The 22,847-nt window shown below is 72.5% G+C and carries 20 protein-coding genes; 13 read left to right on the top strand and 7 right to left on the bottom strand.

The features are described 5' to 3' along the window. Positions 1-111 precede the first annotated feature (111 nt). The 4 genes from ispG to ACFT32_RS33405 all read left to right on the top strand — a co-directional run bounded on the left by ispG (position 112) and on the right by ACFT32_RS33405 (position 4,688). Positions 112-1,269, top strand: a complete 1,158-nt coding sequence (ispG, locus tag ACFT32_RS33420; RefSeq protein ID WP_382496760.1) for a flavodoxin-dependent (E)-4-hydroxy-3-methylbut-2-enyl-diphosphate synthase — start codon at positions 112-114, stop codon at positions 1,267-1,269. Between the two features lie 179 nt (positions 1,270-1,448). After that, positions 1,449-2,297: a GNAT family N-acetyltransferase gene (locus ACFT32_RS33415; protein ID WP_382496758.1), complete on the top strand. Its 849-nt coding sequence runs from the start codon at positions 1,449-1,451 to the stop codon at positions 2,295-2,297. Between the two features lie 90 nt (positions 2,298-2,387). Then, positions 2,388-2,918 carry a GNAT family N-acetyltransferase gene (locus ACFT32_RS33410; RefSeq protein ID WP_382496756.1) on the top strand — a complete coding sequence of 177 codons (531 nt, stop codon included), beginning with the start codon at positions 2,388-2,390 and terminating at the stop codon, positions 2,916-2,918. Between the two features lie 69 nt (positions 2,919-2,987). Beyond that, positions 2,988-4,688 (top strand): proline--tRNA ligase, encoded by a 1,701-nt coding sequence (locus ACFT32_RS33405; protein ID WP_382496755.1) that lies wholly within the window; start codon positions 2,988-2,990, stop codon positions 4,686-4,688. 42 nt (positions 4,689-4,730) lie between these two features. Here the strand turns inward: ACFT32_RS33405 and ACFT32_RS33400 are convergent, their stop codons facing one another. The 3 genes from ACFT32_RS33400 to ACFT32_RS33390 are packed head-to-tail and all read right to left on the bottom strand — an operon-like array spanning position 4,731 to position 6,666. Continuing rightward, complete coding sequence (locus ACFT32_RS33400) at positions 4,731-5,630, bottom strand: aminoglycoside phosphotransferase family protein (protein ID WP_382496753.1); 900 nt, start codon at positions 5,628-5,630, stop codon at positions 4,731-4,733. Positions 5,631-5,677: 47 nt separating this feature from the next. After that, positions 5,678-6,142: a ferritin-like domain-containing protein gene (locus ACFT32_RS33395; RefSeq protein ID WP_382496751.1), complete on the bottom strand. Its 465-nt coding sequence runs from the start codon at positions 6,140-6,142 to the stop codon at positions 5,678-5,680. Further along, positions 6,139-6,666 carry a hypothetical protein gene (locus tag ACFT32_RS33390; RefSeq protein ID WP_382496749.1) on the bottom strand — a complete coding sequence of 176 codons (528 nt, stop codon included), beginning with the start codon at positions 6,664-6,666 and terminating at the stop codon, positions 6,139-6,141. The genes ACFT32_RS33395 and ACFT32_RS33390 overlap by 4 nt, the downstream gene beginning before the upstream one ends. A gap of 206 nt (positions 6,667-6,872) precedes the next feature. On the opposite strand from ACFT32_RS33390, the gene rimP reads away from it, so the two are divergent. The 9 genes from rimP to ACFT32_RS33345 all read left to right on the top strand — a co-directional run bounded on the left by rimP (position 6,873) and on the right by ACFT32_RS33345 (position 18,806). Further along, entirely contained in the window at positions 6,873-7,373 is a 501-nt protein-coding gene (gene rimP / locus ACFT32_RS33385; protein WP_382496747.1) for a ribosome maturation factor RimP, read from the top strand. Between the two features lie 2 nt (positions 7,374-7,375). Then, positions 7,376-8,374 (top strand): transcription termination factor NusA, encoded by a 999-nt coding sequence (gene nusA, locus ACFT32_RS33380; RefSeq protein ID WP_382496746.1) that lies wholly within the window; start codon positions 7,376-7,378, stop codon positions 8,372-8,374. Between the two features lie 115 nt (positions 8,375-8,489). Then, the gene (locus ACFT32_RS33375) at positions 8,490-8,786 is read left to right on the top strand and encodes a YlxR family protein (RefSeq protein ID WP_382496744.1); all 297 of its coding nucleotides are present in this window, start codon (positions 8,490-8,492) and stop codon (positions 8,784-8,786) included. A 146-nt stretch (positions 8,787-8,932) separates the two neighbouring features. Beyond that, complete coding sequence (gene infB, locus ACFT32_RS33370; protein WP_382496742.1) at positions 8,933-12,028, top strand: translation initiation factor IF-2; 3,096 nt, start codon at positions 8,933-8,935, stop codon at positions 12,026-12,028. 232 nt (positions 12,029-12,260) lie between these two features. Continuing rightward, entirely contained in the window at positions 12,261-12,554 is a 294-nt protein-coding gene (locus ACFT32_RS33365) for a DUF503 domain-containing protein (protein WP_184598380.1), read from the top strand. 45 nt (positions 12,555-12,599) lie between these two features. Further along, the gene (rbfA, locus tag ACFT32_RS33360) at positions 12,600-13,052 is read left to right on the top strand and encodes a 30S ribosome-binding factor RbfA (RefSeq protein WP_189728170.1); all 453 of its coding nucleotides are present in this window, start codon (positions 12,600-12,602) and stop codon (positions 13,050-13,052) included. Then, a complete protein-coding gene (gene truB, locus ACFT32_RS33355; protein ID WP_382496740.1) occupies positions 13,049-13,954 on the top strand; it encodes a tRNA pseudouridine(55) synthase TruB in 906 nt (301 codons plus the stop codon). The genes rbfA and truB overlap by 4 nt, the downstream gene beginning before the upstream one ends. 269 nt (positions 13,955-14,223) lie before the next feature. Next, positions 14,224-17,739, top strand: a complete 3,516-nt coding sequence (locus tag ACFT32_RS33350) for a trypsin-like peptidase domain-containing protein (protein WP_382496738.1) — start codon at positions 14,224-14,226, stop codon at positions 17,737-17,739. 113 nt (positions 17,740-17,852) lie between these two features. Further along, positions 17,853-18,806, top strand: coding sequence for a bifunctional riboflavin kinase/FAD synthetase (locus ACFT32_RS33345; RefSeq protein ID WP_382496736.1), 954 nt, complete (start codon positions 17,853-17,855; stop codon positions 18,804-18,806). Here the strand turns inward: ACFT32_RS33345 and ACFT32_RS33340 are convergent. Genes ACFT32_RS33340 through ACFT32_RS33325 form a run of 4 tightly spaced genes read right to left on the bottom strand, consistent with a single transcriptional unit; the run spans position 18,803 to position 22,837 of the window. Continuing rightward, positions 18,803-19,876, bottom strand: coding sequence for an oligopeptide/dipeptide ABC transporter ATP-binding protein (locus ACFT32_RS33340; protein WP_382496734.1), 1,074 nt, complete (start codon positions 19,874-19,876; stop codon positions 18,803-18,805). The genes ACFT32_RS33345 and ACFT32_RS33340 overlap by 4 nt on opposite strands. Continuing rightward, a complete protein-coding gene (locus tag ACFT32_RS33335; protein ID WP_382496732.1) occupies positions 19,873-20,883 on the bottom strand; it encodes an ABC transporter ATP-binding protein in 1,011 nt (336 codons plus the stop codon). Before ACFT32_RS33335 ends, ACFT32_RS33340 begins: the two co-directional genes overlap by 4 nt. Next, positions 20,880-21,794 (bottom strand): ABC transporter permease, encoded by a 915-nt coding sequence (locus ACFT32_RS33330; protein ID WP_382496730.1) that lies wholly within the window; start codon positions 21,792-21,794, stop codon positions 20,880-20,882. The genes ACFT32_RS33335 and ACFT32_RS33330 overlap by 4 nt, the downstream gene beginning before the upstream one ends. Next, the gene (locus ACFT32_RS33325; protein WP_382496728.1) at positions 21,791-22,837 is read right to left on the bottom strand and encodes an ABC transporter permease; all 1,047 of its coding nucleotides are present in this window, start codon (positions 22,835-22,837) and stop codon (positions 21,791-21,793) included. Before ACFT32_RS33325 ends, ACFT32_RS33330 begins: the two co-directional genes overlap by 4 nt. Positions 22,838-22,847: the final 10 nt, after the last annotated feature.

The raw sequence follows: 22,847 nt of genomic DNA, 5'->3' as shown, positions 1-22,847 counted from the left end.
GGCTGTGCGGGCGGGATGTGCTCGCGCCAAGGCATGTGCCGTAATCTCGAAGCTCGGAGCCCGCTGCTCACGGGACCGGACCTTGATCCACGACTTGGGGTTGCACAGCAGATGACTGCGATTTCTCTCGGCATGCCGTCCGTACCGACCAGGCTCGCCGAGCGCCGGAAGAGCCGCCAGATCCAGGTCGGCGCCGTGGCGGTCGGCGGAGACGCCCCCGTCTCGGTGCAGTCGATGACCACGACGCGTACGTCCGACATCGGCTCCACCCTCCAGCAGATCGCCGAGCTGACCGCCTCCGGCTGTCAGATCGTCCGCGTCGCCTGCCCGACGCAGGACGACGCCGACGCCCTGGCGACCATCGCGCGCAAGTCGCAGATCCCGGTCATCGCCGACATCCACTTCCAGCCGAAGTACGTCTTCGCAGCGATCGAGGCGGGCTGCGCCGCCGTCCGCGTCAACCCGGGCAACATCAAGCAGTTCGACGACAAGGTCAAGGAGATCGCGCGGGCCGCCAAGGACCACGGCACCCCGATCCGGATCGGCGTCAACGCGGGCTCGCTGGACCGCCGTCTGCTGCAGAAGTACGGCAAGGCGACCCCTGAGGCGCTGGCCGAGTCCGCCCTGTGGGAGGCCTCCCTCTTCGAGGAGCACGACTTCCGCGACATCAAGATCTCGGTCAAGCACAACGACCCGGTCGTGATGGTCGAGGCGTACCGCCAGCTCGCGGCCCAGTGCGACTACCCGCTGCACCTCGGCGTGACGGAGGCCGGCCCGGCCTTCCAGGGCACCATCAAGTCGGCCGTCGCCTTCGGCGCGCTGCTCTCCCAGGGCATCGGCGACACGATCCGCGTCTCCCTGTCGGCCCCGCCGGTCGAGGAGGTCAAGGTCGGCAACCAGATCCTGGAGTCCCTGAACCTCAGGCAGCGCGGCCTGGAGATCGTCTCCTGCCCGTCCTGCGGCCGCGCCCAGGTCGACGTCTACAAGCTGGCCGAAGAGGTCACGGCAGGCCTGACCGGCATGGAGGTCCCCCTCCGCGTCGCCGTCATGGGCTGCGTCGTCAACGGCCCCGGCGAGGCCCGCGAGGCGGACCTCGGCGTCGCCTCCGGCAACGGCAAGGGCCAGATCTTCGTCAAGGGCGAGGTCATCAAGACCGTCCCCGAGTCCAAGATCGTGGAAACCCTCATCGAGGAGGCCATGAAGCTGGCCGAACAGATGGAGGCGGACGGCGTGACCTCGGGCGAACCGTCGGTGGCGGTCGCGGGCTGACCATGTGACGCAGGTTGGGCCCGCGCCCTGTCTTTGAGGGCGCGGGGAACTGCGCGATCAGCCACAGACAACCCGCAGCCGCCCGCCGACGAGAAGCCCCGAGCTCCGAGGCGCCCCGCCCAAGCAGCGCAGCTATAGTGCGGAGACCAAGCCGACCCCAGTGTGTGAGGGCCCCGCACTTGTTGACGCAGACCACCTCACGGGTCCTCGAACCGAGCGACCTGGACGCCGCGCTCGCCGTGCTCGACCGCGAGCCCGTCGCGAACGCCTTCGTGACGTCCAGGGTGCAGATCGCCGGCCTCGACCCGTGGCGGCTCGGCGGCGAGATGTGGGGCTGGTACGAGGACGGCATGCTGACGTCCCTGTGCTACGCGGGCGCCAACCTCGTCCCGATCTGCGCCGGCCCCCGCGCCGTCCGCGCCTTCGCCGACCGCGCCCGCCGGGCCGGCCGCCGCTGCTCCTCCATCGTCGGGCCCGCCGGGTCCACCGCCGACCTGTGGCGGCTGCTGGAACCCCAGTGGGGCCCGGCCCGCGACGTCCGCCGCCGGCAGCCGCTCATGGTCACCGACAGCCTGCCGGCCGGTATCGCCCCGGACCCCTACGTCCGCCGCGTCCGCAAGGACGAGATGGAAACGCTCATGCCGGCGTGTGTGGCGATGTTCACCGAGGAGGTCGGGATCTCCCCGCTCGCCGGCGACGGGGGCCTCCTCTACCAGGCGCGTGTCGCCGAACTCGTCGGCTCCGGCCGCGCGTTCGCCCGCTTCGACGCGGACGGCAAGGTCGTCTTCAAGGCGGAGATCGGCGCCGCGACGGACCGCGCCTGCCAGATCCAGGGCGTGTGGGTCGCCCCCGAGTACCGGGGCACGGGCCTGGCGGCCCCCGGCATGGCGGCCGTGCTGCGCTACGCCCTGGCCGACGTCGCCCCGGTGGTCAGCCTCTACGTGAACGACTTCAACACGGCGGCCAGAAGGACGTACCAAAGGGTCGGCTTCCAAGAGGTCGGCGCCTTCATGAGCGTGCTGTTCTGAAACGCCCCCAGGGGCGCGGGGAACTGCGCGACCGGCCAAAGACGGCCCGCACCCGGCTGACGACCGAAACCCCCCTGTAGGCTCCCCGCCATGGACCTCGTGATCGGCCCACTGGACCTCCCCGCCCACGTCGACGAGGCCCTGGCCGTCCAAGCCCTAGCCTTCGGCCTCGGCCCCGACGAAGTCGCAGTCCGCCGCCAGATCGTCCTCCGCCACATGACCTACCCGGGGGCCAGGGCCCTCGGCGCCCAGGCCGACGGCAACCTAGTGGGTTTCGTCTACGGCATGCCCAACGACCGCACCCACTGGTGGTCCACCGTCGTGGAGCCCTACCTCAGAGCCAACCACCACGACCACTGGCTCGACGACTCCTTCGTGATCACCGAACTGCACGTCCACCCCGCCCACCAGAGCCGCGGCATCGGACGCACCCTGATCACCACCATCACCGACGGCGCCGCCGAACCCCGCTCGATCCTCTCCGCGATCGACACCGAGAGCCCCGCCCGCGCCCTCTACCGCTCCCTCGGCTACCAGGACCTGGCCCGCCAGGTCCTCTTCCCCAGCGCCCCCAAGCCGTACGCCGTGATGGGCGCCCCTCTGCCCCTGCTGCGCCGCTAACCGATTTCCACCGCCCCGTACCCCCCGGATAACCTCCTGCCATCACCCACACGCAGCAGGAGCTAAACCATGGCGAACGTACCGGTCCAGCGCATGTCCCAGTTGATGGCGAAGACGTTGCGCGACGACCCGGCGGACGCCGAGGTCCTCAGCCACAAGCTCCTCGTCCGCGCCGGGTACGTGCGCCGTACCGCCGCCGGCATCTGGAGCTGGCTGCCGCTCGGCAAGCGGGTCCTGTCCAACGTGGAGCGCATCGTCCGCGAGGAGATGGACGCGATCGGCGCCCAGGAGGTGCTGCTCCCTGCCATCCTGCCGCGTGAGCCGTACGAGGCCACCGGCCGCTGGGAGGAGTACGGCCCCGAGCTGTTCCGTCTCCAGGACCGCAGGGGCGGCGACTACCTCCTCGGCCCCACCCACGAGGAGATCTTCACCCTGCTGGTGAAGGACCAGGCGTCCTCCTACAAGGACCTGCCGGTGATCCTCTACCAGATCCAGAACAAGTACCGCGACGAGGCCCGGCCCCGCGCGGGCATCCTGCGCGGCCGCGAGTTCCTGATGAAGGACTCCTACTCCTTCGACACCGAGGACGAGGGCCTCGCCCGGTCCTACGCCCTGCACCGCGAGGCCTACCAGAAGATCTTCACGCGCCTCGGCCTCGACTACCGCATCTGCGCCGCCACCGCCGGCGCCATGGGCGGCTCCAAGTCCGAGGAGTTCCTCGCCCCGGCCGAGGCCGGCGAGGACACCTTCGCCGACTGCCCGAACTGCGACTTCGCCGCCAACACCGAGGCGATCACATACGAGTTGAAGCCCGTCGACGCCTCGGACCTCCCGGCCGCCGAGGACATCCCGACCCCCGACACCCCGACCATCGAGACCCTCGCCGCCTCCCTCGGCGTCCCGGCCTCCGCCACGCTGAAGAACCTCCTGGTCAAGGTCGACGGCGAGATCGTGGCCGTCGGCGTCCCCGGAGACCGCGAGGTCGACATGGACAAGGTCGAGGCGCACTTCGCCCCGGCCGCCGTCGAGCTGGTCACCGAGACGGACTTCGCGGCCCGCCCCGACCTGGTCCGCGGCTACGTCGGACCGCGGGGCCTGGAGAAGGTCACCTACATCGCCGACCCGCGCGTGGCACCCGGCACGGCCTGGATCACCGGCGCCAACAAGGCCGGCACGCACACGAAGAACGTCGTCGCGGGCCGCGACTTCGAGGTCGGCGAGTACGTCGACGTCGTGGTCGTGCAGGAGGGCGACCCCTGCCCGAAGTGCGGCACCGGCCTCGTCCTCGACCGTGCCATCGAGATCGGCCACATCTTCCAGCTGGGCCGCAAGTACGCCGACGCCCTCAAGCTCGACGTCCTCGGCCAGAACGGCAAGCCGGTCCGCGTCACCATGGGCTCCTACGGCGTCGGCGTCTCCCGCGCGGTCGCCGCCCTCGCCGAGCAGAGCGCCGACGACAAGGGCCTGTGCTGGCCCCAGGAGGTCGCCCCGGCCGACGTCCACGTGGTCGCCGCCGGCAAGGCCCTCCAGACCGAACTGGCCCTCGACATCTCCGGGAAGCTGGCGAAGGCCGGTGTCCGCGTCCTGGTCGACGACCGCGCCGGCGTCTCCCCGGGCGTCAAGTTCACGGACTCCGAGCTGATCGGCGTACCGCAGATCCTGGTGGCCGGCCGGCGCGCAGCCGACGGAGTGGTGGAACTGAAGGACCGCCGCACCGGCGAGCGCGAGGAGCTGACGGTCGAGGAGGCCATCGCCCGGCTCACCGCCTGAGCGACGACCGGGCCCTGTGAGCGCCCCGTTCCTTCCGGGCGCTCACAGCCAGCTCGCGAACTCCAGCAGCAGCTCCGCGTCCCTCGGCCGCCCGACCCGCCCCGCCCGTACCCCGGACTCCACGGCCCGGAACAGCGTCCACCCGCGCAGCCGCTCCTGCTCCACGTCCAGGGACTCGGCCAGCCGCTTCACCCGGCGCCGGGTCGTCGCGGCGCCGGACGGCTGGGCGATCAGGTCCTCCACCCGGTCGCGCACCAGCCGCGCCAGATCGAAGGCGCACTCACCGACCACCGGGTCGGGGCCCACGGCCAGCCACGGCATCCGCTCCCCGGCGAGCACCTTGCTCTGCCGGAACGTGCCGTGCAGCAGCCGGTGTTCGGGCGGCGCGGCCAGCAGCTCCTCGCGCGCCGCCAGCGCCAGGTCGACGAGCGGGGCCACCTCGGGGTCGGCCTGGGCCCGCGCCCGCATCGCCTCGGCCTGCCGCCCGGTCCGCTCCGCCACGGTCTCGAAGGGGAAATCGGCGGGCGGCTCCACCCACAGCCGCCGCAGCGTCCCCGCCGCCTCCAGCAGCGCCTTCGCCTCCGGCAGCGACCGCACCGACACATCGGGATGCAGCCGCTCCAGCAGCAGCGCCCCCTCGGCCGTGAAGGGTTCCACCAGCTCTACGGCACCCAGACCGCCCCAGTGCGCCAGCGCGGCCCGCTCCGCCTCCGGGCGGGCCCGGACCGGCGCCAGCTTCAGCACGGCGGGTGTCCCCTCGGCCGTCCGCACCAGCACGACCAGGCTGCTGCGCCCGCCGGGCATCTGCACCCGCTCCACGGTCAACTCGCGTAGAGCGACGGCCCGCTGCGCCGCCCCGGGCAGCTTCTCCAGCCAGTCGTCACCGTCCGGTGCCGTCTCACCGAGCGCCCTGACCAGGCGCTTCGGCGGTTCGAAAACCATGCGCGAGTCGTTCCCTTCGTACTGTCCGCAGTGCGTGCCCCAAAGGGTCACGCCGTGGGCGCGGCCGCGGGCGGAGCCGTGTCCGCCCGCTCGGCGAGCCCAGGGAAGGCTACGCTCTCGCCGCGCCAGCGCACCGCACGCACCGCGGCCTCCCGCAGCGCATCGGCGGCCAGCACCCGGCGCCCGCCGGCCGCCGCGCGCACCAGGTCGGAGTAGACCCCGGCCACCCGGTCCTCCAACTCGGCGGCGAGCCGCACGGCGGCCGCGGCGTCCGGTACCGGGAACGGCAGCGCGTACCCGGCGGCCGCGGCCGCGGGCCTGCCGCCCAGGTCCTTCACCTCGCGCGCCAGCGCATCCCTGCGCGCTCGGTGCGCGTCGTACGCCGTCCGTGCCTCGATGCGCTGCCCGTCGCCGATCCGCCCGCCGACGACTCCGTACCCGTACACCGCCGCGTGCTCGGCGGCCAGCGCCGCCTGGAGGGCCCGCAGCTCCTGGTCCTTCGCGTCGCTCACGCGTCACCCTCCGTCAGCAGAAAGACGTGCGCCGCCCCGGCGGCCGCCACCGAGGCCAGCAGCCGCGCCAGCTCGCCCGGCGCACCGACCAGTGCCTTGGCCCGCCGGTCGGCGAGCTCCCGCTCCGCGGCGGCGAGCACGGCGAGCGCGTCCCGGTCGTTCCCCGGCACAGGAGCGGCCGAGGGGGACGATGGAGCGGAGGAGACAGAAGGGGAGGGAGACGCCTTCCGGCTGCCGTCGAACGCCCGCGCGTGCCGTACGAGCTCCTCCCGCAACGGCCGCAGCCACTCCGCGAGCCCCGGGCGGGCCGCGATCACCGCGTCGTACCGCTCGACCAGCTCCTCGCTGTCCCGCGCCGCACGCGCGCGTGCCCTGCGGTCGGCGGCCGACGGGCCGTCGCCCGGGTCACCGGAGTCCTCGTCGCCGGCGGTGCACCCGGCCAGGGCGAGGGCCGTCGGGCCGACGGCGAGCAGACTCCTCCTGCGCGGCCCCGAGCGGGCGCGCGGCGATGGGGAAAACGGCACTTCAGACGTCCTCGGGGGGCTCGTACGAGAAAGAAGCGACTGGCAGGGCTGCACGCCCGTGATCACGGTACCCGGGCCTTCGCCCGGGACCACTCAGCGGCACCGTTCGTCACCGGGTGGACGGCAACACTCCCTGCGACCGGATACCCTTTGACCAGACACGCGCCCCATCCCACAACAGCACACGCGGCCGAGGAGTCACCCGGATGAGCACCACCCAGAGCGAGAGGCTGCGAGAACTACTGGAACCGCTCGTCAGCTCTCAGGGCCTGGACCTCGAAGAGATCGAAGTGGACTCCGTCGGACGCAAGCGGGTGCTGCGCGTGGTCGTCGACTCGGACACGGGCGCCGACCTGGACCAGATCGCCGATGTGAGCCGCGCGCTCTCGGCGAAGCTCGACGAGTCGGACGCGATGGGCGAGGGGGAGTACACCCTCGAGGTCGGCACCCCGGGCGCGGAACGCCTCCTGACGGAACACCGGCACTACGTGCGCGCCACGGACCGCCTGGTGAAGTTCCAGCTGGCCGAGGACGGCGAGCTGGTCGCCCGGATCCTGAAGGTCGACGACGACGGTGTCGACACCGAGATCCCCGGAGTCAAGGGCCGCAAGCCCACGGCGCGCAGACTCGCCTTCGAGGACATCGTCCGGGCGCGTGTCCAGGTCGAGTTCAGCCGCAAGGACAACAAGAAGGAAGAGGAGGCGTAGCCGTGGACATCGACATGAGCGCCCTGCGGGGCTTGGTTCGGGAGAAGGAGATCTCCTTCGACCTGCTGGTCGAGGCGATCGAATCGGCCCTCCTCATCGCCTACCACCGCACCGAGGGAAGCCGCCGTCACGCGCGCGTGGAGCTCAACCGGCAGACCGGCCATGTGACCGTGTGGGCGAAGGAGGACCCCGACGACCTCGAGGAGGGCCAGGAGGCCCGCGAGTTCGACGACACCCCCACGGGCTTCGGCCGTATCGCCGCCACCACGGCCAAGCAGGTCATCCTGCAGCGCCTGCGCGACGCCGAGGACGACGCGACACTCGGTGAGTACGCCGGCCGCGAGGGCGACATCGTCACCGGCGTCGTCCAGCAGGGCCGCGACCCGAAGAACGTGCTCGTCGACATCGGCAAGCTCGAGGCCATCCTGCCGGTGCAGGAGCAGGTGCCGGGCGAGAGCTACCAGCACGGCATGCGCCTGCGGTCGTACGTCGTCCGGGTGGCCAAGGGCGTACGCGGCCCGTCCGTGACGCTGTCCCGTACGCACCCCAATCTGGTGAAGAAGCTGTTCGCCCTGGAGGTGCCGGAGATCGCCGACGGGTCCGTGGAGATCTCCGCGATCGCCCGCGAGGCCGGTCACCGGACGAAGATCGCCGTCCGCTCCACCCGGTCCGGCCTGAACGCCAAGGGCGCCTGCATCGGCCCCATGGGCGGCCGTGTGCGCAATGTGATGGGCGAGCTGAACGGCGAGAAGATCGACATCGTCGACTGGTCGGAGGACCCGGCCGAGATGGTGGCGAACGCGCTGTCCCCGGCCCGGGTCTCCAAGGTGGAGATCGTGGACATGGCGACCCGGTCGGCCCGGGTGACCGTGCCCGACTACCAGCTCTCCCTCGCCATCGGCAAGGAAGGGCAGAACGCCCGGCTCGCCGCCCGGCTGACCGGCTGGCGGATCGACATCCGCCCGGACACGGAACCGGCGGCGAACGGCTCCGGAGAGTAGCTCCGGGGAATAGATCCAAGCCGCGGGTCGTTCAGATCACGACAGGTTCATGCGCGGCAACTGTTCGAATCCTGCCCCAAAGGGGTCAGGGGCGTACGGGGAGGTAGACTTAACGGTGTCTGGCCGGACGCGCGTCCGCGCATGCCCTGAACGCACTTGTGTGGGGTGTCGGGAGCGAGCGGCCAAGGCCGATCTGTTGCGGATCGTGTTGATCAAGGACGCATGCGCCCCTGATCCACGCGGTACGCTGCCCGGCCGGGGTGCGTACGTACACCCCGCCCAGATCTGTCTCGACCAGGCGGTACGCCGACGGGCGTTCACGAGGGCACTGCGCGCCCCGGGACCGCTCGACACAAAGGCGTTGCGCCGATACGTCGAGCAGACAACAGTTGCCGACCAGGCAACACGGTAAAGACGTGTCGCACGGAACACCGTGCGGCTTGGTACCTCGCGAGTCGAAAGCAGGTCGAGATTGCGATGAGCACTCGATGAGTACGCGATGAGTACGCCCATGAACTAGCGACGGTCCGGACGTAACCCGGACCTCAAAGGAGCGAAGTGGCTAAGGTCCGGGTCTACGAACTCGCCAAGGAGTTCGGTGTCGAGAGCAAGGTCGTCATGGCCAAGCTCCAGGAACTCGGTGAATTCGTCCGTTCGGCGTCTTCGACGATCGAAGCGCCTGTCGTACGCAAACTGACTGACGCCTTCCAGGGTGGCGGCAACGGCAAGTCCGCCGCGAAGCCCGCAGCCCCCAAGAAGGCCGCCCCCCGTCCCGCCGCGCCTTCCCCGGCGCAGGCTGGGGGCCCCTCCCACGGCGTCAAGCCAGTGGGTGAGCGTCCGGCTGCCCCGAAGCCGCCGGCCGCACCCAAGCCCGCCGCGGCCCAGGAGCCGTCGGCCCCCGCTGCCCCGTCGGCCCCCGCGCCGACCCCGGGTCCGCGTCCGACGCCGGGCCCCAAGCCCGCGCCGCGTCCGGCCCCGGCAGCGCCCGAGTTCACGGCGCCGCCCGCGGCGGCTCCGTCCCCGGCCGCGCCGAAGCCCGCCGGCGGGCGCCCCGGCGCCCCCAAGCCCGGTGGTGGCCGCCCCTCCGGCGGTCCCGGCCAGGGCCAGGGCGGCCAGGGCCGTCCCGGTGGCGAGCGTGGCCCGCGTCCCGGTGCTCCGGCGCCGCGTCAGGGCGGTTCCCGTCCGGCCGGTCCGCGTCCGGGTAACAACCCCTTCACCTCCGGTGGCTCCACCGGCATGGCGCGCCCGCAGGCGCCCCGTCCGCAGGGTGGCCGTCCCGGCCCCGGCGGCCAGGGTGGCGGTCCTCGTCCCCAGGCGCCCGGCGCCCAGGGCGGCGGTCCGCGTCCGCAGGCTCCGGGCGGCAACCGTCCGAGCCCGGGCTCGATGCCGCGTCCGCAGGGCGGCGGCCCGCGTCCCGGCGGCGGCTCCGCCGGTCCTCGTCCGAACCCCGGCATGATGCCGCAGCGTCCCGCTGCCGGCCCGCGTCCCGGTGGCGGTGGCCCCGGCGGCCGCGGTCCCGGTGGCGGCGGTCGTCCCGGTGGTGGCGGCGGCGGTCGTCCGGGCGGCGGCGGCTTCGCCGGTCGTCCCGGTGGCGGCGGCGGTTTCGCCGGTCGTCCGGGTGGTCCCGGTGGCGGTGGCGGCGGTTTCGCCGGTCGCCCGGGTGGTCCCGGCGGCGGTGGCCGTCCCGGCTTCGGTGGTCGTCCCGGTGGTCCGGGCGGTCGTGGTGGCACGCAGGGCGCCTTCGGTCGTCCCGGCGGTCCCGCGCGCCGTGGCCGTAAGTCGAAGCGGCAGAGGCGCCAGGAGTACGAGGCCATGCAGGCCCCGTCGGTCGGCGGTGTGATGCTGCCTCGCGGCAACGGCGAGACCGTTCGCCTGTCGCGCGGTGCCTCCCTCACTGACTTCGCGGAGAAGATCAACGCCAACCCGGCGTCGCTCGTCGCGGTCATGATGAACCTCGGCGAGATGGTCACGGCCACGCAGTCCGTCTCCGACGAGACGCTCCACCTCCTTGCCGGCGAGATGAACTACACGGTTCAGATCGTCAGCCCGGAGGAGGAGGACCGCGAGCTCCTCGAGTCCTTCGACATCGAGTTCGGCGAGGACGAGGGCGACGAGGAGGACCTGATGGTCCGCCCGCCCGTCGTCACCGTCATGGGTCACGTCGACCACGGTAAGACCCGGCTCCTCGACGCCATCCGCAAGACGAACGTCATCGCGGGCGAGGCCGGCGGCATCACCCAGCACATCGGTGCCTACCAGGTCGCGACCGAGGTCAACGAGGAAGACCGCAAGATCACCTTCATCGACACCCCGGGTCACGAGGCGTTCACCGCCATGCGTGCCCGTGGTGCGAGGTCGACCGACATCGCGATCCTGGTCGTCGCGGCCAACGACGGCGTCATGCCGCAGACGGTCGAGGCGCTCAACCACGCCAAGGCGGCCGAGGTCCCGATCGTCGTCGCGGTCAACAAGATCGACGTCGAGGGCGCGGACCCGACCAAGGTGCGCGGTCAGCTGACCGAGTACGGCCTGGTGGCCGAGGAGTACGGCGGCGACACGATGTTCGTCGACATCTCCGCCAAGCAGGGTCTGCACATCGACTCCCTGCTGGAGGCCGTGGTCCTCACGGCCGACGCCTCGCTCGACCTGCGGGCCAACCCGAACCAGGACGCGCAGGGCATCTCGATCGAGTCCCGTCTCGACCGCGGCCGTGGTGCCGTGTCGACGGTCCTCGTCCAGCGCGGCACGCTGCGGGTCGGCGACACCATGGTGGTCGGCGACGCGTACGGCCGAGTCCGGGCGATGCACGACGACAACGGCAACAGCGTGGCCGAGGCCGGTCCGTCGACGCCGGTGCAGGTCCTGGGCCTCACCAACGTCCCGGGTGCGGGCGACAACTTCCTGGTGGTGGACGAGGACCGTACGGCCCGTCAGATCGCCGAGAAGCGCGCCGCCCGTGAGCGCAACGCCGCGTTCGCCAAGCGCACGCGCCGTGTCTCGCTCGAGGACCTGGACAAGGTGCTCAAGGCCGGCGAGGTCCAGCAGCTGAACCTGATCATCAAGGGTGACGCTTCTGGTTCGGTCGAGGCGCTCGAGTCCTCCCTGCTCCAGCTGGACGTCGGCGAAGAGGTCGACATCCGGGTCCTGCACCGCGGCGTCGGTGCGGTCACGGAGTCCGACATCGACCTGGCCATGGGCTCGGACGCGATCGTCATCGGCTTCAACGTCCGCGCTGCCGGACGTGCCCAGCAGATGGCGGAGCGCGAGGGCGTGGACGTCCGCTACTACTCGGTCATCTACCAGGCGATCGAGGAGATCGAAGCGGCCCTCAAGGGCATGCTCAAGCCGGAGTACGAAGAGGTCGAGCTCGGTACGGCGGAGATCCGCGAGGTCTTCAAGTCGTCCAAGCTGGGCAACATCGCGGGTGTTCTCATCCGCTCCGGCGAGGTCAAGCGGAACACCAAGGCCCGCCTGCTCCGCGATGGCAAGGTCATCGCGGAGAGCCTCAACATCGAGGGCCTGCGTCGCTTCAAGGACGACGTCACCGAGATCCGCGAAGGGTTCGAGGGCGGTATCAACCTCGGCAACTTCAACGACATCAAGGTCGACGACGTCATCGCGACGTACGAGATGCGCGAGAAGCCGCGGGTGTAACACCCACGGTTCCCAGACCGGCCGACGGGGTTCGCCCCGTCGGCCGGCTGGCCGTTGGCACGCTGACCGGGGCGGAGCCCCGGGGGCCGGGTCTCCTGGTCGACCGTGTCGGGCAGGCAGGTGGGCAAAACCCGATCGAGCCACCGGCGGGTTCGCGGTACCGTTCCTGATGTCCCTGCCATTTCCGACAGCAGGGCCATCGATCCCGTACCGGCGGGTCATCCGGATACACATGTACGTGGGGACTCTGTCCTTCGACCTGCTCCTCGGCGACGTCCGGTCGCTGAAGGAGAAGCGCTCCGTCGTCCGCCCCATCGTCGCCGAGCTCCAGCGCAAGTACGCGGTGAGCGCGGCCGAGGTGGACCATATGGACCTCCATCGCAGGGCCGTAGTCGGCCTCGCGTTGGTGTCCGGCGACGCGGGGCACCTGAGCGAGGTACTCGACCGGTGCGAACGGCTGGTCGCCGCCCGCCCCGAGGTGGAACTGCTGTCCGTCAGGCGGCGTTTCCACGGCGAAGACGACTGACGACCCAGAGAACGACCCAGACAGGAAAGAACGGGAGACGGACCAGTGGCCGACAACGCGCGGGCTAAAAGGCTGGCGGACCTCATCCGAGAGGTGGTGGCCCAGAAGCTGCAGCGCGGGATCAAGGACCCGCGGCTCGGCTCGCACGTCACCATCACGGACACCCGGGTCACGGGTGACCTGCGGGAGGCGACCGTCTTCTACACCGTGTACGGGGACGACGAGGAGCGCAACGAGGCCGCCGCCGGCCTGGAGAGCGCCAAGGGCATCCTGCGCTCCGAGGTGGGCCGGGCCGCCGGTGTGAAGTTCACGCCGACCCTGACCTTCGTCATGGATGCCCTCCCCGACACCGCCCGGAACATCGAGGACCTCCTCGACAAGGCGCGTCAGTCCGACGAGAAGGTGCGCGAGGCGTCCGCCGGCGCGAAGTACGCCGGTGAAGCCGACCCGTACCGGAAGCCGGACGAGGACGACGAGACGGACGACACCGCCGAATGACCCAGAAGCACACCACGCCCGACGGCCTCGTCATCGTCGACAAGCCGTCGGGCTTCACTTCGCACGACGTCGTCGCCAAGATGCGCGGCATCGCCAGAACGCGACGCGTCGGGCACGCCGGCACCCTCGACCCGATGGCGACGGGCGTCCTCGTCCTCGGCGTCGAGAAGGCGACCAAGCTCCTCGGCCATCTCGCGCTGACCGAGAAGGAGTACCTGGGCACCATCCGGCTCGGGCAGAACACCCTCACGGACGACGCCGAGGGAGAGCTCACCTCCTCCGCCGACGCCTCCGGGGTCACCCGCGACGCCATCGACGCGGGAGTCGCCAAGCTGACCGGCGACATCATGCAGGTGCCGTCCAAGGTCAGCGCCATCAAGATCAACGGGGTGCGGTCCTACAAGCGGGCCAGGGAGGGCGAGGAGTTCGACATCCCGGCCCGGCCCGTCACGGTCTCCTCCTTCGGCGTGTACGACGTCAGGGACGCCGTCGCCGAGGACGGCACGCCCGTACTCGACCTGGTCGTGTCGGTCGTCTGCTCCTCCGGTACGTACATCCGGGCCCTGGCCCGCGACCTGGGCGCCGACCTCGGCGTCGGCGGTCATCTCACCGCCCTGCGCCGTACCCGCGTCGGCCCCTACAAGCTGGACGCGGCCCGCACGCTCGACCAGCACCAGCAGGAGCTGGCCGTGATGCCGATCGCCGAGGCCGCGACGGCCGCGTTCCCGCGCTGGGACGTCGACGCCCGGCGGGCCAAGCTGCTCACCAACGGCGTACGGCTGGAGATGCCCGAGGAGTACGCGGGCTCCGGCCCCGTCGCCGTCTTCGACCCGGAGGGCCGCTTCCTCGCCCTCGTCGAGGAGCAGAAGGGCAAGGCCAAGAGCCTGGCCGTCTTCGGCTGACGGGCGATCGGGGGGACCGGGGGACCGGTGTCCGCCCGTGGAGCGGCGACCACGGGGTACCTCCACTGCCGCCGCTCCACGGTCCCCCCTCGGTTCCCCCACCCCTAGGGTGTATCCAGCCGTCCCCGTTGGTTCACCCGTCCGTGCGGGCGCTCGGAGTGAACGGGGGGAGCGGAAGGGGGCGCTTTCACCGAGCGGCCTGTCCGGCTGATCATCTCGCCCCTACCGTCGAACGCGAGGGCACGGGTGTACGGCGGGGAGGCTCGACGATGGCGTCGCGGAACCGGTCCCGGGAGTCGGACGGCAGCGCACGAGACCCCCAGGACCGCGCCGGAACAGCGGACCAGGCAACAGCGGACCTGGCAACCTCGGATCACGCAACAGAGGACAAGGCAACGGCCGATCAGGCAACGTCGGCAGCCGAGCAGGCGGGGGCCCTCGACGAAGCCCTCGTCCGTATCCACGACCTCGCAGGCCGCCCGCGTGGCACCGGCTTCCTGGCCGACCACCGCGGCACGCTCGTCACCAGCCACGAGGCCGTCGACGGACTGCCCCGGCTCGTCCTGTGCGGGGCCGGGGACCGCCGCCGTGTCGTGACCGCCGACGCGATCACCCCGCTGCCCGCCCTTGACCTGGCCCTCGTGCGGACCGACGGCCTCGAGGTACCGCCGCTGCCGGTCACCGTGCGGGACGGGACCCGGACGGGCACTTATGTGCGGATCGCCGCCGGCGGCTGGCGCGAGGCACGTGTCCTGGGCCCGGCCGCCGCGACCTACACGGCCACGAACGGTGTCCACCGCCTCGACGCGCTGGAGCTGGCGGTCGGCACGGCAGGGCGGGACGCGCTGCGGCCGGCCGGCGGAGCGGCCGGCGGCCCGGTGCTCGACGCCGCGACCGGTGCCGTCGTGGGTGTGCTGGGTACGGCGCTCAGCTCCGACCACCGCGACGTCGGATTCGCCGTGCCGCTGCGTCCCCGGGTCTCCGGAGCGGCGGGGCCGCTCGCCGAACTGCTCGCCGAGAACGCGGCGACGGTCCCCGCGTACGGCGACGACCTCAACCTGGCCGGGGTACTGGAGCTGACCGGCACATCGGTGCCACAGGACGGCCCCGCCCGCCTCCCGGAACCGGTCGAACGGGCGGCTGTGGCGGCCGAGTTCAGCGCCTTCACGGCGGGCCCTGCCGCCGTCCTCGGCCTCGTCGGGCCGCCCGGCAGCGGTCGTACGACGGAACTCGCGGCGCTCGCGGCCCGCCGGAGCCGCAGCGGGCTCCCCACGCTGTGGCTGCGCGGCTCCGAACTGCGGGACGACGACGTGTCGGTGGCCGACGCGGCGGGCCGGGCGCTGGCCCGGGCCGCCCTGGCGGTGGCAGCCGATCGCGCCCCCTTCCCGGCCGACCTGGGCGACACCACGCCCGAGCGCCTCGCCGGCCTCGCCCGTGCCCTCGGCCGCCCCCTGCTGCTCGCCCTCGACGGCCCCGAGGAGATGCCGCCGGCCCTGGCCCGCCGTCTGGCCTCGTGGACGGACGGGACGGTGCGGTGGCTGCGGGAGACGGGAGTGCGGCTGGTGGTGGCATGCCGGGCGGAGTACTGGGAGGGGGTGCCGTTCCCGGCCGAGGCACTGCACCGGCCGGGAGGCGCGGAGGAGCGGCCCGTGTGTGTACGCCTCGGCGATCTCACCGAGGACGAGGCCCGGGAGGCCCGCCTCCGGCACGGCATCCCGGACGGCGCCCTCGCCGACGCGGACGCCCGGCATCCCCTGGCCCTCCGGCTGCTCGCCGAGATCCGGACCGCCCTCGACGCCGCCCCCGACGTGCCCGCCGCCGTCGTCGACCGGCACGACGTCTTCGCGGCCTACCTGGACCTGATGTCCCTGCGCATCGCCGCGCGTCTGGCCGCCGGGAACGGACTGCGCGGTACCGCCGTACGCCGACTGGCCGCCAAGGTCTCGGGGCAGGTGCACGAGGCCGCCCGGCGTGGTCTCGGGCCGGGGGCGGGGGATGTGGACGAGGAGGCGTTCGGAGCGGTGTTCCCGTCGGGGCACGCCCCCGCGCGGCTCGGCGGCGGCAGCGGCTGGGCGCAGGCCGTCCTCGCCGAGGGCCTGCTCGTGCCCGCCGGACCCGGCTACCGCTTCGCCCACGAGGAACTCGCCGACTGGCTCCAGGGCATGCACCTCGACCTCGACGAGGCGCTACGGGCCCTCGTCCACCGCGGCCGGGAACCGCAGTCCGACCCCGTCCCGCACCATCGCATCGGACCCGTGGTCCAGGCCCTGCTGTTCCTCGCCCGCCAGCAGGGCACCGGTCGGCCGGCCTCCCGGCTGGCGGACCTGGTGCACGCGCTGGACGCCGACCCCCGGTCCTGGTGGGCCGCCCGGCTGCTCGCCGGGACCCTGTCGGCGGTGCCCGACGCGACGCCGTACGCCGAGGTGCTGCGGCTGCTGGCCGACCGGATCGTGGCCTGGCGGCGGGAGCGGCGGCCCGTGCCGGAGGAGGTCGGGCCCGCCTTCTGGACCGGCGTGCGGCTGCGGCAGGACGTGCGCCTCGGCCTGCTGCGGCGGCTGGTCCACGCCGACGGCCCGCCGTGCGAGGCCGGTCCCCGCTTCCTGGACGCCGTGGCGCGGCTGCTCACCGCCGACCCCACGGGGGTGCAACCGCTGCTCGCCGACTGGTTCGACGACGAGCGGCCGCTGCCCGCCACCCCGCACGCGACGGTGGCCACGGCCGCGCAGGCGCTGCTGCACACCCATCGCCGACGGGCCCTGGACGAGCTGACGGACGTGCTCGTCGACCGCGCTCACCGGCGCGCCGACGAACTGCTCGCCGTGCTGGCCGAGGAGGAACCGTCGGCGGTGTGCCGGGCCGTGGACCGGTGGGCGCTCGACGAGCGGCCGGCGCGCCGGGAGGCCGCGGTGGCGCACGGACTGCGCGTCGCACCCCACGTGAGCACAGGAGACGACCGCGCCCTCCTGCGCTACGCCGCCCTCGCCCTGCTCGCCCGCCCCGCCGGCCACGCCCTGCACGGCGGCGCACTCGCCCTCCTCGTCCAGGACCCGCACACCCGAGCCAAGTACCTGCCGCGGGCACTGGAGCGCTTCGCGGCGGGCGACCCGCGCTTCCCTCAGGACGTACCGGCCCGCGCCCTCCTGGCCCACCCCGAGCCGGTCCTCGGCGCCTTCGCGGCACGGCTGCGGCGGCCGGACGCGGAGGAGGCGCTGCGGGCGCTCGCCGACGCCACCCCGCCCGGCCTGGCCCGGCGGGTGGCCGCACTGCTCCGGGAGGCGGCGGAGCAGCGGCCGGAACTCGCCGGGCGGGTGGCCGCGTACGTCGACCAGCGGCTCGACCGGGGCCCTGAAGCCCGGGCCGTGCTGCTGCCCCTGGTGACCGGCCTGCTGGACGGCGGGGCGGTACGGCTGCGGTGCGCTCTCGCCGCCGTCCTCACCCCGCCCGGCATCCCCGCCTCCCGCCCGCTGCGCCGCGAACTGCGCGACGCGCTCCTGGCCCGCGAGCACGACACCGACGTGCTGGACGCGCTGCTCCAGGCCGCCGCCCGGAACAGCGGCGACGACCTGCGCGACCTCGTCCACCGCGTCGGACTGCTCCTCGTGCGCACCCCGGAGGGCGCCGGCCGCTTCGACCGCGCCCTGGTCGACCTGGGCCGGCACGTGCCCGGCTTCGCCGCCCGCGCGGCCGGCTGGCTGGCCGACGCGCCCGAGGAGTGGGCGGCGGTGGTCGGGCCGAGCTCCCACCGGACGATCGAGAACCTGGCGGGCGTAGGCGTCCCCGCCTGACCATGCCGATGCGGGCCCGAGGCATGGGGCATGGCACCCTTAGACCTGCGCACGAGGCAACCACGGACAACCACGGACACGGCTCGACGAGCTTTCGACAAGGAGCAGGCACAGTGCAGCGCTGGCGTGGCTTGGAGGACATCCCCCAGGACTGGGGGCGCAGCGTCGTCACCATCGGCTCCTACGACGGAGTTCACCGCGGGCACCAGCTGATCATCCGGCATGCCGTGGACCGCGCCCGGGAGCTGGGGGTGCCCGCCGTCGTCGTCACCTTCGACCCGCACCCCAGCGAGGTCGTCCGGCCCGGCAGCCACCCTCCGCTGCTCGCCCCGCACCACCGCCGCGCCGAGCTCATGGCCGGCCTGGGCGTGGACGCGGTGCTCATCCTCCCGTTCACGACCGAGTTCTCGAAGCTCTCCCCGGCCGACTTCGTCGTCAAGGTGCTCGTCGACAAGCTGCACGCCAAGGCCGTCGTCGAGGGCCCCAACTTCCGCTTCGGGCACAAGGCCGCCGGCAACGTGGAGTTCCTGGCCACGCAGGGCAAGACCTACGACTTCGAGGTCGAGGTCGTCGACCTGTACGTGACCGGTGAGGCGGGCGGCGGGGAGCCGTTCTCCTCCACGCTGACGCGGCGGTTGGTCGCCGAGGGCGATGTCGAGGGCGCCGGGGAGATCCTGGGCCGTCCGCACCGGGTCGAGGGTGTCGTCGTCCGGGGTGCCCAGCGCGGGCGCGAGCTGGGGTTTCCGACGGCCAACGTCGAGACGCTGCCGCACACGGCCATCCCGGCCGACGGTGTGTACGCCGGCTGGCTGCACGCTCAGGGCGAAGTGATGCCGGCCGCGATCTCCGTCGGTACGAATCCGCAGTTCGAGGGGACCGAGCGGACGGTGGAGGCGTATGCCATCGACCGGATCGGACTGGATCTGTACGGGTTGCATGTCGCCGTTGATTTCTTGGCCTTTGTGCGGGGGCAGGCCAAGTTCGAGACGTTGGATGCGCTGTTGGAGCAGATGGGGCAGGACGTCAAGAAGTGCCGGGAGTTGGTGGCGGCGGACGGGGCTGCCTAGTCCGCTTGATCACCGTCCGCGGGTGAGTGGGGGCTGGTCGCGCAGTTCCCCGCGCCCCTTCGGGGCGCTGTTGAAACTGCCCAATGGCAGGCCACCTGGGAGTCTCCGCTCCCGTTCAGCACCTCCAGGTCCTGACTTCTGCATGCGTCCGCCACGCCCGCCCGGGCCGCCTCGCCGGTGGTGAGGATCTGGCAGCGCACATGGAAGCGGCAGCCGTTCGGTACACGTGACGGGTCAGGGGGCTCGCCGGTGAGGATCACCGGGGCGCCCGGGGCCTCCGGGAGCACGGACAGCAGGGCCTGGGTGTACGGATGCCGGGGTGCGGTCAGCACCTGTTCCACCGCGCCCGTCTCCACGATCCGGCCCAGATACATCACGGCGACCCGGTCGGCGATGTTCCACGCCAGGCCCAGGTCGTGCGTGACGACCAGCGCGGACAGGCCGAGCTCGGTACGCAGCCGCAGCAGCAGGGCGAGGATCTCACCGCGCACAGAGGCGTCCAGGGACGCCACCGGCTCGTCGGCGACGAGGAGTTCGGGTTCCAGGACGAGCGCGCCCGCGATGACGACCCGCTGGCGCTGCCCGCCGGACAGCTCGTGCGGATAGCGCAGGAAGAAACGCTCCGGGGGCCGTAGCCCGGCCCGGGACAGGGCCTCGGCGACCGCGGTCCGCTCGTCGCCGCCGTAGCCGTGGATGCGCAGCCCCTCGGCGACCGCGTCGTACACCGTGTGCCGTGGGTTGAGCGAGCCGCTCGGGTCCTGCAGGACCAGCTGGACGCGCTTGCGGTACGCCTTCAGGGACCGGCCGGAGTAGTCCAGGGGGCGGCCGTCGAAGGTGACCCGGCCCGCGGTCGGCTCGACCAGGCCCAGCAGCGAGCGGGCCAGGGTCGTCTTGCCGCAGCCGGACTCGCCGACCAGCGCGACGATCTCGCCGGGCCGGATGTCGAGGTCCACCCCGTCCACCGCGCGGGCCCGGGGCCCGCCGTGCCGGCCGGGGAAGGTGACGTACAGGCCCTGGGCACTCAGCAGGGGTGCCGTGGTGACGTCGGATGCCGTGGGGGACATGGTCATGGCGTGCCGGGCCTCGCTTCCTCCAGGGCGTCGGGATTCTCGCGTGCTTCGTTCGCCGGATCGCCGACCAGGACGCATGCCGCCCGGCGTTCCGGCCCCGCCTCGCGCAGCACCGGGTCCTGCTCGGCGCACGACTCCAGCGCGACCGGGCACCGGGGATGGAACGTGCAGCCGGACGGCAGCGCGGCCGGGTCGGGCGGGTCGCCCGCCAGTCCTTGCGGCGCGAACCGGGACGCGGGATCGCCGATGCGCGGGAACGCGGCCGACAGGGCCCTGGCATACGGGTGCCGGGCGTCCTCGTACACCTCGGCGGCCGGGCCCTCCTCGACCACCCGGCCCGCGTACATCACCGCGAGGCGGTCGCAGGTGTCGGCGAGGACCGCCAGATCGTGACTGATCATGATCAGACCGAGGTCCTGGTCCGCCACGAGCTGCTCGATGAGCCGCAGGATCTGCGCCTGGATCATCACGTCGAGCGCGGTGGTCGGCTCGTCGGCGATGATCAGCCGGGGGTCGCAGGCCAGTGCCATGGCGATCATGACGCGCTGTCGCTGGCCGCCGGACAGTTCGTGCGGGTAGGCGTCCGCGCGGGCGGCGGGCAGTCCGACCTGCTCCAGCAGCTCGCCGGTCTTCTTCTTCGCCCCGGCCGGTGTCGCCTTCTTGTGCAGCAGGATCGGCTCGGCGATCTGGTCGCCGATGCGGTGCACGGCGTTGAGGGAGTGCATCGCGCCCTGGAAGACGACGGAGGCCCCGGCCCAGCGGACCGCCCGTACCCGGCCCCACTTCATCGTCAGCACGTCCTCGCCGTCGAGGAGCACCTCGCCGGTGATCCGGGTGCCCGTCGGCAGCAGCCGCAGCAGGGCCAGCGCCAGTGTGGACTTGCCGCAGCCGGACTCGCCGGCCAGGCCGAGCTTCTGGCCCGCGTCCAGGCGCAGGTCGACGCCGCGCACGGCGGCCGCCCCGCCCGCGTACGTCACCGTCAGGTCCCTGACGTCGAGCAGACTCAACGCGACACCCCCAGCCTGGGGTTGAGGACGGACTCCACGGCCCGTCCGCACAGCGTGAACGCCAGCGCCACCACGGCGATGGCGATGCCCGGCGGCACCAGGTACCACCAGTCCCCGGCACTGACCGCGCCCGCCTCCCGCGCGTCCTGGAGCAGCCCGCCCCACGACACGACCGTGGGGTCGCCCAGGCCGAGGAAGGCGAGTGTCGCCTCGGCGAGGATGGCAGAGGAGATGATCAGCGTCGTCTGGGCCAGCACCAGCGGCATCACGTTGGGCAGGACGTGCCGGGACATGATGTGCCAGTGCCCGCCACCGAGTGCCTTGGCCCGCTCGATGTACGGCCGGGTCTCCACCGCCAGCGTCTGGGCGCGCACCAGCCGGGCCGTGGTCGGCCAGGTGGTGACGCCGATGGCGATGACGATCGTGGTCAGCGAGCGGGACATCACGGTCGCCAGGGCGATCGCCAGCACCAGCGTCGGCATGACCAGGAACCAGTCGGTGATCCGCATCATCACCGTCGCGTACCAGCCCTTGAAATGCCCGGCCGTCACCCCGATCAGCGTGCCGATCGCCACCGACAGCACGGCGGCGAGCAGCCCGACCAGCAGCGACACCCGCGAGCCCCAGATCACCAGGCCCAGCAGGTCACGGCCGAACTGGTCGGTGCCGAGCGGGAAATCGGCACTCGGGCTCTGCATCGGACGCCCCGGCGCGGCGGTCACACTGCTCACGTCCGAGCCGACGAACAGCGGCGCGAACAACGCCAGCAGCGCGCACAGCGTGAGCGCGGTCAGGCCGTACAGCCCCGCCCGCTCCGCGCGGTACTGCCGCCAGAAGCGGGCGACGGAGGCCCGGCGGCGCTGCCGGGCGAGGGCGCGCGGACTCAGGGCCGTCTCGGTCGTCGTCGTCATCGGGCCACCCGGGGGTCCAGCAGCGGATAGACCAGGTCGGCGAGGGTGTTCATCACGATCACCGCGGCGGCGAACACGAAGAACAGTCCCTGCACCAGCGGCAGATCGGGCACGCTCAGCGCCTGATAGAACAGCCCGCCGAGCCCGGGCCAGGAGAACACCGTCTCCACGAGGATCACGCCCGCCACCGTCCGGCCGAGGTTGATGAAGATCAGCGTCACGGTCGGCAGCAGCGCGTTCGGCACGGCGTGCCGGCGCCGCACGAGATCGTCGCGCAGCCCCTTGGCCCGCGCGGTCGTCAGATAGTCGCTGCCCATCTCGTCCAGCAGCGCCGACCGCGTGACCAGCAGCGTCTGCCCGTACTCCACCGCCACCAGCGTCACCACCGGCAGCACCAGATGGTGCGCCACGTCGAGGACGTACGCGAAGCCCTCCTTGCCGCCCGACTCCATGCCGCCGGTGGGGAACATCCCGGGGAGCGGGCCGATGCCCACCGACAGCACGATGATCAGCAGCAGCCCGAGCCAGAAGGACGGGATGGAGTACAGCGTCAGCGCGAGACCGGTGTTGACCCGGTCCCCGACCGTGCCGCGCCGCCAGGCCGAGCGCGTGCCGAGGAAGATGCCCAGCGCGGTGTACAGGACGAAGGCGGTCCCGGTGAGCAGCAGGGTGTTCGGCAGCGCCTCGGTGATCTTGTCGACGACGGGCGAGCGGAACTGGTACGACGTCCCGAAGTCGCCGGTGAGCGCCTTGCCGCAGTAATCGGTGAACTGCCGCCAGAGCGGCAGGTCGAGCCCGAACTCCCTGCGATAGGCGGCCAGCTGCTCGGCCGACACCTGACGGCCGCCCGTCATGGTCTTCACCGGGTCGCCGGGGATCAGCCGGAAGAGGAAGAAGCTGGTGACGAGCACGGCCAGCAGCGATACGGCCGCCCCGGCCACCTTGCCCGCCAGGTAGCGCGGGTACGCGGAGCCCTTGCGTACCCGGGGCCCTGCCGCCGGCTCCCTCTCCTCGACCAGCGCGGGTGTCGCGTCAGCGGTCATGAGTACCCGC

Source organism: Streptomyces sp. NPDC057002 (assembly GCF_042673825.1).
GTDB lineage: Bacteria > Actinomycetota > Actinomycetes > Streptomycetales > Streptomycetaceae > Streptomyces.
This window is presented reverse-complemented; position numbering and strand designations above follow the sequence as displayed.